The sequence below is a fragment of the Vibrio sp. dhg genome (assembly GCF_003443775.1).
Lineage (GTDB): Bacteria > Pseudomonadota > Gammaproteobacteria > Enterobacterales > Vibrionaceae > Vibrio > Vibrio natriegens.
This window is the reverse complement of the sequence record NZ_CP028943.1, coordinates 267,376-280,464: the sequence shown is the minus strand read 5'-3', so window position 1 is coordinate 280,464 and position 13,089 is coordinate 267,376. Positions and strand designations below refer to the sequence as shown.

Below are 13,089 nucleotides of genomic sequence, written 5' to 3'. Positions count from 1 at the left end.
ACGAACTGGGAAAAGTTCGCAAATTTAAGACAAATTTAAAGGACAGATAGCATGCTCAACAAACAGACACTAATCAGTATAGAAGATGCTCTACCAGGTCGAGAGCAGCCGATGCAAATTGAAGATACTCATTTTGTTAATCAATCCAGTTTAACGGCACCATTGCAGTCTAACCAACAGCAAATTCTATTAGGTATGGGATGTTTTTGGGGAGCGGAGCGCCTGTTCTGGCAACTGGATGGCGTCATCTCAACATCAGTAGGTTACGCTGGTGGGTACACGAAAAACCCGACTTATGAAGAGGTATGTACAGGGCAAACCGGCCATGCTGAAGTCGTTAGAGTGGTATTTGATGAGCAAGTTATCTCTCTAGAGCAACTTCTGGCTGCATTTTGGGAAAAGCACGATCCTACTCAAGGGATGCGTCAGGGGAACGACCTCGGCACGCAATATCGTTCCGCTATTTATACTTTTTCGCAAGAACAACAAGACATTGCAGAGCATTCAAAGCATCAGTACCAGCAAGCACTGCAAGAAGAACAAAGAGCTTCTATCACCACAGAAATCCAACCGGCAGGGACGTACTACTTTGCTGAAACATACCACCAGCAATATCTGGCGAAGAACCCTGAAGGCTACTGCGGCCTTGGTGGTACAGGTGTGTGCTTTCCACCAAGTTTACAAAGCTGATTGAGAAACAACTTAAAATCAACAGCTATTAACGAAAAAGAGCGACCTTAGTCGCTCTTATCATAACTTTGCTTTTAACCTGCTCATCGTAGTTTCAACGATGCGATCTCCTGGTTCACTTCTTTGAACACAGAGAGTCTTTTCTGATCTTTCACGTCTGGTAGAAGAACCTTGCCATTATCAAAATCAAAGTTCCCGACGCCTGCGATGAAAAACTGACCTTTAAATAGCGTCTTAACAAAACGAGCCACCTGGAGTGGTCGGTATACCGCGAATTCACGTAGCATAATTCACCTCAATTCCTTTGAGAAAGTACAGATTGTCTATCCTTAACAATCTTGTAGCGCAATTTGCGAACGACTTCATTCTAGCAAATCCTAAAAACAACGCAATATTACACCACCTCAAACGTTAAATAAATGTTAACAAGCTCGCTGTAATTTTACTTGTTCTACTTATATACTGGCGACATCCAGATGGTTCCTATAAACCAAGCTCGTCTGATTGTATCCATCATCCAGAGGTGACTTGGTTATAAAGCTCTCACATATATGGAATATAACAATATGAAAATTAAGACTCTCCTACCACTTCTGCTGGCTATGACGCCAAGCCTTTCATTCGCAAATAATTTAACCATCGGCGAAAATGTTCCAGACGTTCGAGTTGGTGCTTATGGTGAAATTGTCATGCAGGGCGAAGGCGTTGCGTATCAACCATGGGCTGCGCAAAACATGCTGGGCAAAGTACGCGTTATTCAGGCGATAGCAGGACGTAGCAGTGCGAAAGAGATGAACGCCCCGCTAATGTCTGCCATTACTGCCGCAAAGTTTCCTCAAGAAAGTTACCAAACCACAACCATCATCAATCAGGATGATGCGATTTGGGGTACAGGCTCCTTCGTCAAGTCTTCAGCACAAGACAGCAAGAAGGAATTTCCTTGGTCATCAATGGTATTGGATGAAAATGGCTTAGTCGCAAAAGCTTGGGGATTAGAGCAAGAGAGTTCAGCGATCATCGTTCAGGATAAGCAAGGAAAAGTGCTTTTCAGCAAAGAAGGACCTTTAGAACAAAACGAGATCACGCAAGTGATTGAGTTAATCAAGCAAAATATTTAACTGGTACCAATAGGCTCCTTGTTTCGGCAAGTACAAGGAGTCCGTTCCTCAGCATTGTCTGAATTTTCTCTTAACTGACAAAAGAGTGAACTTTTACCAAAAATGAGTGTTATATTATAACACTCAATTGGGTCTCAGGCACTATGATGGTTCTCTCCAGGCAAACAACAATTCAACATTGCTATCGTACTGTTGTACTTTTCAGTACGGCTTTGCTGATCGTATGGAATTTTGCCAGCCTATTTCATCAAATGGATGTAACGCCTGAGCATCACACGCACCATCACTGTCAAATGTTTGCCGGGACTCACCATGGTCTGGCAAAAGCTCAACCCACCATACCAGCCCAGACTTACACTCGGCTCAAGTTTCATGATGTAGTGGAAAACTCACTCCACCTAGAAGAAATACGCCGTTCTGCCCGCGCACCGCCTAATTTTGCTCAAGTTTCATTAACCCAAACCATTTAGTGTTATTAACTCGCACATTCGCGATTTTTAATAATGTATTAAAAGACTTAGTATCAATTTGGATGCATAATCATTCAAATTGATAGACGCAAAATTAGGAAAATAAAATGCCATCTAAACACACTTTGGCTCTTGTTATCGGCTTGTCTCTGTCTACTACAGCAATGGCAGAAGAATATCGCCAACACGATGCGCACGAGCATGGCCATGTAGAGTTTAACATCGCACAAGACGGCAAAGATTTGTTAGTTGAAATCACCGCTCCGGGTGCCGATGTGGTTGGTTTCGAACACGCTCCAGAGAACGCAGAGCAAGAGCAGCAATTAAAACAAGCGGTCGCAAAGCTGGAAGACACCAGCAGCCTTTTTACTATCAATTCACAAGCGGAATGTGACATCGCAGATGTACATGTAGAGCATACCCTTGGTGGCGCGCATGACGAACATGAAGGTCATGACCATGATGAACATCATGATGAACATAAAGACCATGATCACAGTGACGATGACGAACATGAACACCACGATGATCATGCAGATCATGCGAACCACGATGACCATGATGATCACGAAGGTCACGACCATGATGCACACAGCAGCCATGGAGAGTTCTCAGCACAGTACCGCTTCAACTGTGAAAAGGTCAGCGAGCTGAGCACAATCAAAACAGCTTGGTTCAATCAATTCCCAAATACAGAATCAGTCAGCGTTAACCTGTTCACGGATACCACGCAATCAGCGACCAGTTTGAACAAAGACAACGCCGAAATCGTAATCAAATAAACCACATAGCGTGTAAGTACCCACTTACACGCTATTACTTTGGTAACTTTCTATGACTGATTCAATATCAAGCGTTGTTGAACTCAATAACGCCCAGTTTATTTGGCCGAGTTCAGACATCGCTACCATCGATATACCTCACTTACGCATCACGCCCGGTGAACATGTATTCATCAAAGGACCGAGCGGGTGTGGTAAGTCGACGCTTCTCGCGCTGCTAACCGGCATTAATACATTGAGTGCGGGTTCTCTATCGGTACTCGACACCGACTTATCGACTCTGTCTGCCAGCCAAAGAGACAAATTTCGAGCGGACCATATTGGCTATATTTTCCAGCAATTCAATCTTTTGCCTTACCTCAACGTAATCGAAAATGTCTTGCTTCCATGCCAATTTAGCAAAGTCAGACGTAATCGTATTGCAGCGAATGCCAACAATCAGGCGTTAGCTGAACAAGCTTCGGCATTATTAGAAAGGCTGCATTTGCCACAAAGCCTGCATTCGCGTCCGGTATCCGAATTGAGTATCGGCCAGCAGCAGCGCGTTGCAGCAGCCAGAGCTCTGATGGGGCATCCCGCATTAGTCATTGCTGACGAACCAACCTCCGCTTTGGATCATGACAATAGAATGGCTTTTATTGAGCTGCTTATGGAGCAAGCCAATCAAGTCAACGCGACCTTGGTATTTGTCAGCCATGATCCAACTCTGGAGCCTCTATTCAACCGGACCATTAACCTTCCTGATATTAACCAATGTAGTAGCGCTGGAGGTTTGTCATGACTGCGGTAGTGACACTCGCCTGGAAGAGCCTGATGAACCGTAAGGCGACAGCATTTCTCACCGTGATGACCGTTGCAATTTCTGTGGTTTTGCTACTTGGCGTTGAGCGAATTCGAACACAGGCCAAAGACAGTTTTGCCAATACGATTTCTGGTACCGACCTAATTATTGGTGGCCGTTCAGGTCAGGTAAACCTATTACTTTATTCAGTATTTCGTATCGGCAATGCCACCAACAACATCGACTGGAAGAGCTACCAGGAGTTCAGTCAGCACCGCTCCGTTGATTGGGCTATCCCAATTTCGCTGGGTGACTCCCACAAAGGCTTTCGTGTCATGGGCACCAACCACAGCTACTTCGAGCATTTCAAGTATGGAAGTAAGCAACCACTTACTTTCGAAAAAGGTCGAGAGTTCAATGGATTATTTGAAACCGTCATTGGGGCAGATGTTGCTAAAGCACTGGGTTACCAAATAGGTAGCGAGATCATCATTGCTCATGGCATCAGTGATGTGGGCTTTAGCCGCCATGACAATCTGCCTTTCAAAGTCGTGGGCATTTTAGCCCCAACGGGGACACCAGTAGATAAAACCGTTCACGTATCTTTAGAAGCGATCGAAGCCATTCACGTAGGTTGGGAAAGTGGTGCGAATCTAGGGGCAGCGCCAAAAGCCGAAGTTTTAAAAACCGTCGACTTTCAACCAAAGCAGATCACGGCGATGCTCGTCGGTTTAAAATCACGCATCCAAACGTTCGCCTTGCAACGACAAATCAATACCTACCCACAAGAGCCGCTCAGTGCCATCATGCCGGGCGTTGCACTGCATGAATTGTGGGGAATGATGTCCGTCGCAGAGCAAGCGTTGATGGCTGTATCCGGTTTTGTCGTCGTAGCGGGGTTACTTGGCATGCTAAGCAGCCTGCTGACAAGCTTGCAGGAGAGACGCCGGGAAATGGCTATTCTGCGTGCCATGGGCGCAAGACCACGCCATGTGTTTTCACTATTGATAAGCGAAGCCAGTTTACTGACCGCTGCGGGTATTATCTCTGGAGTTGCGGGGCTTTATTCCATTCTGGCTCTATTGCAACCGATCATGCAGCAACATTATGGTATACATCTGACACTAAGCTTTCTTTCTTCATATGAATGGATGCTACTCGGTTTTGTCCAATGCGCTGGTATTATGATTGGTTTCATCCCAGCACTACGCGCTTATCGACAATCTCTGAGTGATGGAATGACAATAAGGATATAAACAAATGTGGAAAAAAATACTCGCTAGCTGCTTGCTGGTGATTTCTTTTACGGCCCCGGTAATGGCGAGTGAAGAGCCATTGAAGATCGACTGGCTTGATCTGGTTCCAGAATCAGAACGGAAACTGTTTGATAGTGTCGGCATGCCTTCGGCGTCAGAGCATAGTGGTGGCGCAGCACAACAATCTAAGATTGGCAGTGTAAGAACAGAGTTGAATGGCAGTCTGGTAAAAATACCAGGATTTGTCATTCCGCTAGAAGGTGATGCCAACACAGTGACTGAGTTTCTGTTGGTACCCTACTTCGGGGCATGTATTCACGTCCCACCGCCACCACCAAATCAAATCATTTACGTGAAGTTCCCAGAAGGAGCACCAGTTCAGGAGCTTTGGGATGTGGTTTACGTGGTCGGAACGCTTAAAACCGAAGTCATTAGCCATGAGCTAGCTCAAACAGCGTATTTGATCGAAGGGACAAAAATAGAAAGTTACGACGATATGTAATATCGCGAATTTTTAGGTAAACCCATGGCGTCGCTTAGGCGCCATTTTCATATGTGAAGAGATACCAGTCTGGATAAATAAGTAGTCAGGCTCTGCGCTGGAAAAATCGCTTAGGTCAAAGTACAACTTGCGGTAACTGGTTATTCTAATGACAAAACATATAACGCAGCTATCAGTGATCTCCACCCGAATGAACAAGCAAATGCTTATTTAGATTGGTGTTACATAATATAGCGAGACAGGTACGCTAGAACGCCCACATAGAGAATCAAAAGAAACGCTATCGACAGGTGCTTTTTCAGTTTGCTTGCTTCCGAGAACTTCATTGCCCCTCCAAAATAACGATAACAATTTTAACAATTTGTTATCATCTTGGATAGCCTTAATTTGATCAAATTTTGATAGTCACTTTCTGGTCGTTAAGCGGATTAAGATGTAAATTGAGGCAAGCGTGACTCGTCGCTACCTGAGTAGGAACATAAATGGCAGAATCAGCAAAGCAACCTAGCGTAATGGTACAACAGCCCAACTCCCAGCAACGTCCTAAAAACGACACGAAAAGCAGCTATATCAAAGACAGTGCCAGTCGAATTCAAAACATTGCACAAAGTTATGGGCTCGATGCCTTGCTTCAAGCCGATACTCCGAAGCAATCGACCTTTGAGAGAGCTCAGCTGCGCGAGCAACGACGTCAGGAGCAACGGCAACAGAACCTTGAACAGGTGTTAAAATTGGCCCACGGTGCTTGCCGAGACGAAACTGCGGGCGAGCCGGAACAGGATTGGTTGTATCGCTTTTTCGACATGGCTCAGGATATTCACAACAGTTCGATGCAAAAGCTATGGGCTCAGGTACTCAAACGTGAAGTCACGAACCCCGGCTCAACATCGATGAAGGCGCTTAAAGCCCTCAAAGATATGTCACCTAAAGAAGCACAAACACTACAAAGAGCGGCCTCTTTAGCTTGCAGCTTTGGTGGTGATGGCAGCCGTAAGTTGTTGATTGGTTATAAAGCTCATAACGGTATTTTCAGCTTTGGCAAGCGGGATACCACCAGCAATCTGAACATGGGGACGTTCCAGCTCCCCTACTCCAGTTTATTGATGTTAATTGAGTCGGGACTGCTGCACAGTGCCGAGCTCGAGTCTGGAGAAATAAGTGTTGAAACACCCTTAATTCTCACGTACCAAGGTAAAAACCTATCACTCCACGCCAACACCAAAGGAGTAAGGTTACTTTATTATCGATTTACCTTAACGGGCAACGAGCTGTGTAAGCTGCTTGGAAACAAGCCTAACACAGAGTACTACGACCAATTAATCGCACTTATAAATCATAAGTTTACTGTAAATACAGAATCACACAGTCGTGTAGACCACACCGTTTAATTATGCTTTAAGAGCTTTTGGTCACCTATGTTCCAAAAGCTCTTTAAACACTTTTACGACTTTTTAGTCACCCATGATCTAAATGCTTATTTAGCGGATCACACCACGCTGCTTTAAGTCATTGATACACAGATCTACCAACTCATCGACACTCTTTTCTCCCGCTGGTAAATCTATTTCTGGGTTTTCAGGTGCTTGATATTCCGAGTCAATACCCGTGAAGTTTGGAATTTCCCCAGCGCGAGCTTTACGGTACAACCCTTTAGGATCACGTCCTTCACACACCTCCAGAGAAGCATTGACAAACACTTCGATAAACTCACCTTCCGGTAATAGATCGCGTACCAGTTGGCGCTCAGCTCGATGAGGAGAAATAAAGGCAGACAGCACAATCAAACCTGCGTCGGCCATCAACTTAGCCAACTCCCCGATACGGCGAATATTCTCGCGACGATCCTGCTCAGAAAAACCTAAATCACTGCACAGCCCGTGACGAACATTATCACCATCAAGTAAATAAGTATGGTAACCAAGTTCAGCAAGACGATTTTCCAATGCGCCCGCTACGGTTGATTTACCCGCACCAGATAAGCCCGTAAACCAGAGTACTGCTGGTTTTTGTTGCTTTAAGTCAGCTCGAAACTTTTTATCAACCGAGTGCTGATGCCAAACAATGTTTTCATCTTTTACCGTGGTGTCGGCTGTCATAACGTATCCTTGTAAATATCGGAATTAAAACGGAAAGAAGACCGGAATCAGTGTCAGTACTAATACGGAATACACAATAGAAATCGGCACACCAATTCGCACATAATCGGTCAATTTGTAATTACCTACGCTGTAAACCAACAAGTTAGTTTGATAACCGTAGGGAGAAATAAAGCTCGCACTTGCGCCAAACAGTACCGCCATAATAAATGGCATTGGATCGACGCCATACCCTATCGCCATACTGTAGCCGATAGGAAAAGAGAGCGCTGCAGCTGCGTTATTGGTGACTAATTCAGTTAACACCAGCGTCATGATATACGTCGCAACCAACGCGCCGAAAACGCCCCAGCCATTAAAGGCCTGGATAAACATCTCACCCATCCTGACGGATAACCCCGAGGAGATCATTAACTGAGCTATCGAGAGCGCAGAGCCAACAATCACAACAATGTCGATCGGAAAACGTCGGCGAAGTTCAGAAACTTGCACAATGCCAAATGCCAGCAGGGATAAAATGTAAACCGCCAGCCCTTTTATGATTGGCACCAGGTCCAGTAACGCACAGCCAATGACCGCTGCGAAACCGAGTAATACGATAGAAGATTTGTTTGCGTCCAGACGTGCGCTCGAGTCCAAATCATGCACCAATACAAACTCTTTACGATGCGCACGACGCTCAGATTCAAATCGCTTACCCGGAACCAACACTAAAGTGTCACCCGGGGCGAGTTTAATACTGCCCAACCCGCCTTCAAGTCGCTCATGGCCACGGCGGATAGCGACAACAACCGCATCAAAACGGTCACGAAATCGGCTTTCTTTCAGCGTTTTATGACAAAAAGTAGCCGAAGAACTGACGACAACTTCTCGGAAGTTTTGTCCATTCAAGTGCTGATGACCAAACAGCGTCAGGCCAGGGATTTCCTGCAACGTCGCGACACTTTCGACATCGCCACAAAACAGTAAGCGGTCTTTTGCATTAAGCACAAACTCAGGCCCGACTGACGAGACAGTAACGCCATCGCGTATGACTTCTGCCAAGAACAGTTTACGTAACGCTCGTAAATTATTTTCGCTAACCGTACGCCCAACCAATGGCGAGCCCGGCTCAACGCGTGATTCAAGGAAATAAGGCAGATCTTCCTGAGTTTGATCATCATAATTCGGCAGCAAGTAGCTCAGAGGAATCAAAATCAGTAAGCCACCAGCCAGAACCGCTAAACCAATCAGCGTCGGAGTAAAAAATCCTAAGCTAGGTAAGCCTGCATCTTCCACGAAGCTATTGATAATGAGGTTGGTCGACGTACCGATCAGGGTCAATGTGCCGCCCAAAATAGCCGCGTATGAAAGTGGGATTAATAGCTTTGACGGCGCATGCTGCTGGTTTCGTTTGATAGCGCCAATCAGAGATACAACAACAGCCGTATTATTGGTGAACGATGATAGCAACGCCGTAGAGAGTCCCAACTTAGCGATAACACTACCTAAGTGTCCTTCAGAGATACTGCGACTGACCCAGCTGATAAGAAGCGTTTTTTCTAAGGCACACGACGCAAGTATTAGTAACACTAAGGTTAGTAATGACGAGTTGGTAAAGTTAGAGGCAATGGATGTCAAATCCATCATACCAGCTAGAAACGAAATAAAGGCTGCACCAGCAAAAACATAACTAGGCTTAATTTTCGTGACAAGCAAACAAGTGATAATGCCAAGCAAAATCGCTAATACAAATCCTTGTTCCCACATAGCCTTTCCTTACCAAATAGCCCGAACAGGGCGAAAACAGCGACTGCACATCAAATGTTGCAGAGCGAGAAAATAAGTAACCAGAGCAAAGCAAGCGAAAAAGAAAGCCAGAATGACTCACACTTCATCGTGCATTCTGGTTTCTGGGGGAAAGAACCTGACTGCATTTCGCAACTCAGTCGGGCTAAAAACCTGAGCAGAAAAAGAGGCAACATTGGCTCCTTCACTGCTCAGGAATAGCAATTACTTTTTAAGTAATTGGCTTAGGTCTTTAGCTTCCCAATGCGGGAAGTGTTTGCGAACCAGTGCATTAAGCTCCAGTTCAAATGCAGAGATATCAGTCAGATCACGCTCTACCAATGCCAGACTTTCTTTCACCATACCTGCACCAACAGTAACGTTAGTCAGACGATCGATAATGATGAAACCACCCGTGTCTGCACAATCTTGGTAATTATCAAGTGCAACAGACTCGTTCAATGACCACTCACACAAACCAATACCATTCAGTGGCAACTCAGCCGCACTATGGCTAGAAAGGTTGTTGATGTCGTATTGATGGCGAATCGTCTCAACGTGACCAACAGTTTTCTTGCCCGCAATCTTGATATCGTAATCACGACCTGGTTGAAGTGGCTGTTCTGTCATCCACACAACGTCTGCAAGAAGATGGTTTGTGGTTTCTACCTGAGCATTTTCTAAAACAATCAAATCACCACGGCTAATATCGATTTCGTCGTTCAAAGTCAGCGTTACTGCAAGACCTGCGCGTGCTTCTTCGATATCGCCATCGAAAGTTACGATTCGTGCAACTGTCGACGTTTTACCTGATGGAAGCGCTTTGATCTTGTCTCCCACTTTCACTGAACCTGAAGAAATCGTGCCAGCGAAACCACGGAAATCTAGGTTAGGACGGTTAACGTACTGAACCGGGAAACGGAATTCACCGCTGCCTTTCTCGTGGTCAATATCAACGTTTTCCAGTAGCTCAAGCAGTGACGGACCTTCAAACCAATCCAGGTTTTCACCTTTGTCGACCACGTTATCGCCTTCAAGCGCTGAAATCGGAATGATTTGAATATCAATATCACCGGTCAGCTTTTCAGAGAACTCAAGGTACTCATCACGAATCTCTTCAAAACGTGCTTGCGAGTAGTCAACCAAGTCCATTTTGTTGATTGCAACAACGAAATGCTTCAAGCCCAATAGGTTTGAAATGAATGAGTGACGACGAGTCTGATCAAGAATGCCTTTACGTGCATCAACCAGAATCACGGCTAAATCACACGTCGAAGCACCTGTTGCCATGTTACGAGTGTATTGCTCATGCCCTGGAGTATCAGCAATGATGAACTTACGCTTCTGTGTAGAGAAGTAACGGTAAGCTACATCGATAGTGATACCCTGTTCGCGCTCTGCCTGCAGACCATCAACAAGTAGGGCTAAATCAGGCTTCTCACCTGTTGTACCTACGCGTTGGCTGTCTGAGTGCACTGCCGCAAGTTGATCTTCATAAATTTGTTTTGAGTCATGGAGTAAGCGACCAATAAGGGTACTCTTACCATCATCAACAGAACCACAAGTCAGAAATCGAAGTAAAGACTTGTACTGGTGTTGTGTTAAATAGCCTTCGATACCAAGCTCGGCTAATTGAGCTTCAACTGCACTGTTCATTATCTTTCCTTAGATCCTTTAGAAGTAACCTTGACGTTTTTTAAGTTCCATCGATCCTGACTGATCATGGTCGATCGCTCGCCCTTGACGCTCACTCGATGTCGCCACCAGCATCTCTTCAATGATGCCCGTCAGCGTATTGGCTTCGGATTCGATCGCGCCGGTTAACGGGTAGCAACCTAAAGTACGGAAACGAACACTCTTCTCTTCTACTACTTCACCTGGCTGAATTTCCATGCGGTCATCATCAACCATGATCAACATGCCATCGCGCTCGACAACCGGACGCTTGTCAGCAAGGTAAAGCGGTACGATCTCAATATTTTCTAGATAGATGTATTGCCAAATATCCAGTTCTGTCCAGTTTGATAGAGGGAACACACGAATGCTCTCGCCTTTGTTCACCTGACCGTTGTAGGTTTTCCAAAGCTCTGGACGTTGGTTTTTCGGATCCCACGTATGGTTCTTATCGCGGAATGAATACACACGCTCTTTCGCACGTGATTTTTCTTCATCACGACGCGCACCACCGAAAGCCGCATCAAAACCGTATTTGTTTAGTGCTTGCTTAAGACCTTGAGTCTTCATGATGTCAGTGTGCTTTGAAGAACCGTGAACAAATGGGCTACAACCCATCGCAAGACCTTCTGGGTTCTTGTGAACCAAAAGCTCAAAACCGTATTTTTCTGCAGTACGGTCACGGAACTCAATCATCTCGCGGAATTTCCAGTCCGTATCGACATGCAAAAGTGGGAATGGGATTTTGCCCGGGTAAAACGCTTTACGCGCTAGGTGCAACATCACTGATGAGTCTTTACCAATCGAATACATCATGACTGGGTTACCAAACTCAGCCGCAACTTCACGGATAATATGAATACTCTCCGCTTCGAGTTGTTTAAGGTGAGTTAAACGTTGTTGGTCCATGTTTTGTATTTCCTTTTAAGCTTGAAGGCGCATTACGTCTCTAATCTTTGGACTGAAATTATATGGAGTTGGCAATAGCACTTTTGTTGATTTCAGTACTAGACAAAAACCAGTCTAACTTTTGAGACAATCGCACCACTTCACCTACCACGATTAAAGAAGGAGATTGAGCGTCCTTCGATAAATCAGACAGTTGGGACAATTCTCCCGTAAATACTTTCTGTTCTATTTGCGTACCACGTTCGATAATAGCGATCGGTGTTGAGGCTGAGCGACCATGTTTAATAAGCTGACTCTGAATATAGTGTGATTTCATCAGCCCCATGTAGATCACTAAAGTCTGATTGCCGCGAGCCAGTGTCGACCAATCCATCTCGTCACTTTCTTCTTTCAAGTGGCCAGTGACAAAAATGGCTGATTGAGCGTAATCACGGTGAGTCAGAGGAATCCCAGCATAAGCTGTTGCTCCAGCCGCCGCGGTAATGCCAGGCACAACCTGAAAGCGCACACCAGCATCAGCCAGAACTTCGAGTTCTTCACCACCACGACCAAACACAAATGGATCGCCACCTTTTACTCGTACAACTCGGTATCCTTGTTGAGCGAAATCTACCAGCAGTTGATTGGTTTTCTCTTGCGGTACGCTATGGTGTCCAGCGCGCTTGCCAACACAAACCAAGATAGTATCGCTTGGGATCAACGCCATGATCTCTTCAGAAACAAGGTAGTCATACAAAACTACATCGGCTTGCTGTAAGCAGTTCAGTGCTTTGACAGTCAAAAGTTCAGGGTCACCCGGACCCGCACCAACGAGTGCAACTTCACCAGGCTGCAGTGATCGCTTTGCAAATCGCGTTGTCACTGCCGTTGGGTTATCAGAAACCAAACGAGGCTTTGATGTGGGAAAAGTGGTGACTGTATCTTTCGCTGCCATGTGTTTGCTCATCGTCCATAGATTTTGGTATGCGTGCATTATGGCGGGGCGTTTATATTACCTGAAATTCTAAAATTTCATTTTTTATTCAAAAATCTGCTAAGAAGTTT

The 13,089-nt window shown here is 45.4% G+C and carries 14 protein-coding genes; 8 read left to right on the top strand and 6 right to left on the bottom strand.

The features are described from left to right. Nucleotides 1–51 precede the first annotated feature (51 nt). Nucleotides 52–690, top strand: a complete 639-nt coding sequence (gene msrA / locus DBX26_RS01390) for a peptide-methionine (S)-S-oxide reductase MsrA (protein WP_020335821.1) — start codon at nucleotides 52–54, stop codon at nucleotides 688–690. Between the two features lie 83 nt (nucleotides 691–773). Here msrA and DBX26_RS01385 read toward each other — a convergent pair whose 3' ends face one another. Further along, entirely contained in the window at nucleotides 774–977 is a 204-nt protein-coding gene (locus tag DBX26_RS01385) for a DUF1107 domain-containing protein (RefSeq protein ID WP_014230692.1), read from the bottom strand. A gap of 279 nt (nucleotides 978–1,256) precedes the next feature. Here DBX26_RS01385 and DBX26_RS01380 point away from each other — a divergent pair, with 279 nt between their 5' ends. From DBX26_RS01380 to DBX26_RS01350, 7 genes are all read left to right on the top strand, one after another. Then, on the top strand, nucleotides 1,257–1,808 hold the full coding sequence (locus DBX26_RS01380) for a YtfJ family protein (RefSeq protein ID WP_118117623.1): 552 nt from the start codon (nucleotides 1,257–1,259) through the stop codon (nucleotides 1,806–1,808). Nucleotides 1,809–1,954: 146 nt separating this feature from the next. Then, on the top strand, nucleotides 1,955–2,278 hold the full coding sequence (locus tag DBX26_RS01375; protein ID WP_118117621.1) for a DUF2607 family protein: 324 nt from the start codon (nucleotides 1,955–1,957) through the stop codon (nucleotides 2,276–2,278). A gap of 107 nt (nucleotides 2,279–2,385) precedes the next feature. After that, a complete protein-coding gene (locus DBX26_RS01370) occupies nucleotides 2,386–3,060 on the top strand; it encodes a DUF2796 domain-containing protein (protein ID WP_118117619.1) in 675 nt (224 codons plus the stop codon). 52 nt (nucleotides 3,061–3,112) lie between these two features. After that, complete coding sequence (locus DBX26_RS01365) at nucleotides 3,113–3,841, top strand: ABC transporter ATP-binding protein (protein WP_020335818.1); 729 nt, start codon at nucleotides 3,113–3,115, stop codon at nucleotides 3,839–3,841. Continuing rightward, a complete protein-coding gene (locus DBX26_RS01360; RefSeq protein ID WP_118117617.1) occupies nucleotides 3,838–5,097 on the top strand; it encodes an ABC transporter permease in 1,260 nt (419 codons plus the stop codon). Before DBX26_RS01365 ends, DBX26_RS01360 begins: the two co-directional genes overlap by 4 nt. 4 nt (nucleotides 5,098–5,101) lie before the next feature. Beyond that, complete coding sequence (locus tag DBX26_RS01355; RefSeq protein ID WP_065299078.1) at nucleotides 5,102–5,599, top strand: DUF3299 domain-containing protein; 498 nt, start codon at nucleotides 5,102–5,104, stop codon at nucleotides 5,597–5,599. Between the two features lie 482 nt (nucleotides 5,600–6,081). After that, a complete protein-coding gene (locus tag DBX26_RS01350; protein WP_118117615.1) occupies nucleotides 6,082–6,987 on the top strand; it encodes a TIGR03899 family protein in 906 nt (301 codons plus the stop codon). A 90-nt stretch (nucleotides 6,988–7,077) separates the two neighbouring features. On the opposite strand, the gene cysC is transcribed toward DBX26_RS01350, so the two are convergent. The 5 genes from cysC to cobA form a co-directional block, all read right to left on the bottom strand. After that, nucleotides 7,078–7,695 carry an adenylyl-sulfate kinase gene (gene cysC, locus DBX26_RS01345; RefSeq protein ID WP_065301901.1) on the bottom strand — a complete coding sequence of 206 codons (618 nt, stop codon included), beginning with the start codon at nucleotides 7,693–7,695 and terminating at the stop codon, nucleotides 7,078–7,080. A gap of 24 nt (nucleotides 7,696–7,719) precedes the next feature. Continuing rightward, a complete protein-coding gene (locus DBX26_RS01340) occupies nucleotides 7,720–9,444 on the bottom strand; it encodes an SLC13 family permease (RefSeq protein WP_118117613.1) in 1,725 nt (574 codons plus the stop codon). Nucleotides 9,445–9,687: 243 nt separating this feature from the next. Beyond that, nucleotides 9,688–11,118 carry a sulfate adenylyltransferase subunit CysN gene (gene cysN, locus DBX26_RS01335; RefSeq protein ID WP_014230682.1) on the bottom strand — a complete coding sequence of 477 codons (1,431 nt, stop codon included), beginning with the start codon at nucleotides 11,116–11,118 and terminating at the stop codon, nucleotides 9,688–9,690. Between the two features lie 18 nt (nucleotides 11,119–11,136). Next, nucleotides 11,137–12,045: a sulfate adenylyltransferase subunit CysD gene (gene cysD, locus DBX26_RS01330; protein WP_014230681.1), complete on the bottom strand. Its 909-nt coding sequence runs from the start codon at nucleotides 12,043–12,045 to the stop codon at nucleotides 11,137–11,139. A gap of 58 nt (nucleotides 12,046–12,103) precedes the next feature. Then, nucleotides 12,104–12,979 (bottom strand): uroporphyrinogen-III C-methyltransferase, encoded by an 876-nt coding sequence (cobA, locus tag DBX26_RS01325; protein ID WP_020335811.1) that lies wholly within the window; start codon nucleotides 12,977–12,979, stop codon nucleotides 12,104–12,106. Nucleotides 12,980–13,089 lie beyond the last annotated feature (110 nt).

Bases quoted from the DNA above. Each gene is read 5' to 3' on its own strand.
- msrA (WP_020335821.1), top strand. From the start codon at position 52: ATGCTCAACAAACAGACACTAATCAGTATAGAAGATGCTCTACCAGGT.
- DBX26_RS01385 (WP_014230692.1), bottom strand. From the start codon at position 977: ATGCTACGTGAATTCGCGGTATACCGACCACTCCAGGTGGCTCGTTTT.
- DBX26_RS01380 (WP_118117623.1), top strand. From the start codon at position 1,257: ATGAAAATTAAGACTCTCCTACCACTTCTGCTGGCTATGACGCCAAGC.
- DBX26_RS01375 (WP_118117621.1), top strand. From the start codon at position 1,955: ATGGTTCTCTCCAGGCAAACAACAATTCAACATTGCTATCGTACTGTT.
- DBX26_RS01370 (WP_118117619.1), top strand. From the start codon at position 2,386: ATGCCATCTAAACACACTTTGGCTCTTGTTATCGGCTTGTCTCTGTCT.
- DBX26_RS01365 (WP_020335818.1), top strand. From the start codon at position 3,113: ATGACTGATTCAATATCAAGCGTTGTTGAACTCAATAACGCCCAGTTT.
- DBX26_RS01360 (WP_118117617.1), top strand. From the start codon at position 3,838: ATGACTGCGGTAGTGACACTCGCCTGGAAGAGCCTGATGAACCGTAAG.
- DBX26_RS01355 (WP_065299078.1), top strand. From the start codon at position 5,102: ATGTGGAAAAAAATACTCGCTAGCTGCTTGCTGGTGATTTCTTTTACG.
- DBX26_RS01350 (WP_118117615.1), top strand. From the start codon at position 6,082: ATGGCAGAATCAGCAAAGCAACCTAGCGTAATGGTACAACAGCCCAAC.
- cysC (WP_065301901.1), bottom strand. From the start codon at position 7,695: ATGACAGCCGACACCACGGTAAAAGATGAAAACATTGTTTGGCATCAG.
- DBX26_RS01340 (WP_118117613.1), bottom strand. From the start codon at position 9,444: ATGTGGGAACAAGGATTTGTATTAGCGATTTTGCTTGGCATTATCACT.
- cysN (WP_014230682.1), bottom strand. From the start codon at position 11,118: ATGAACAGTGCAGTTGAAGCTCAATTAGCCGAGCTTGGTATCGAAGGC.
- cysD (WP_014230681.1), bottom strand. From the start codon at position 12,045: ATGGACCAACAACGTTTAACTCACCTTAAACAACTCGAAGCGGAGAGT.
- cobA (WP_020335811.1), bottom strand. From the start codon at position 12,979: ATGGCAGCGAAAGATACAGTCACCACTTTTCCCACATCAAAGCCTCGT.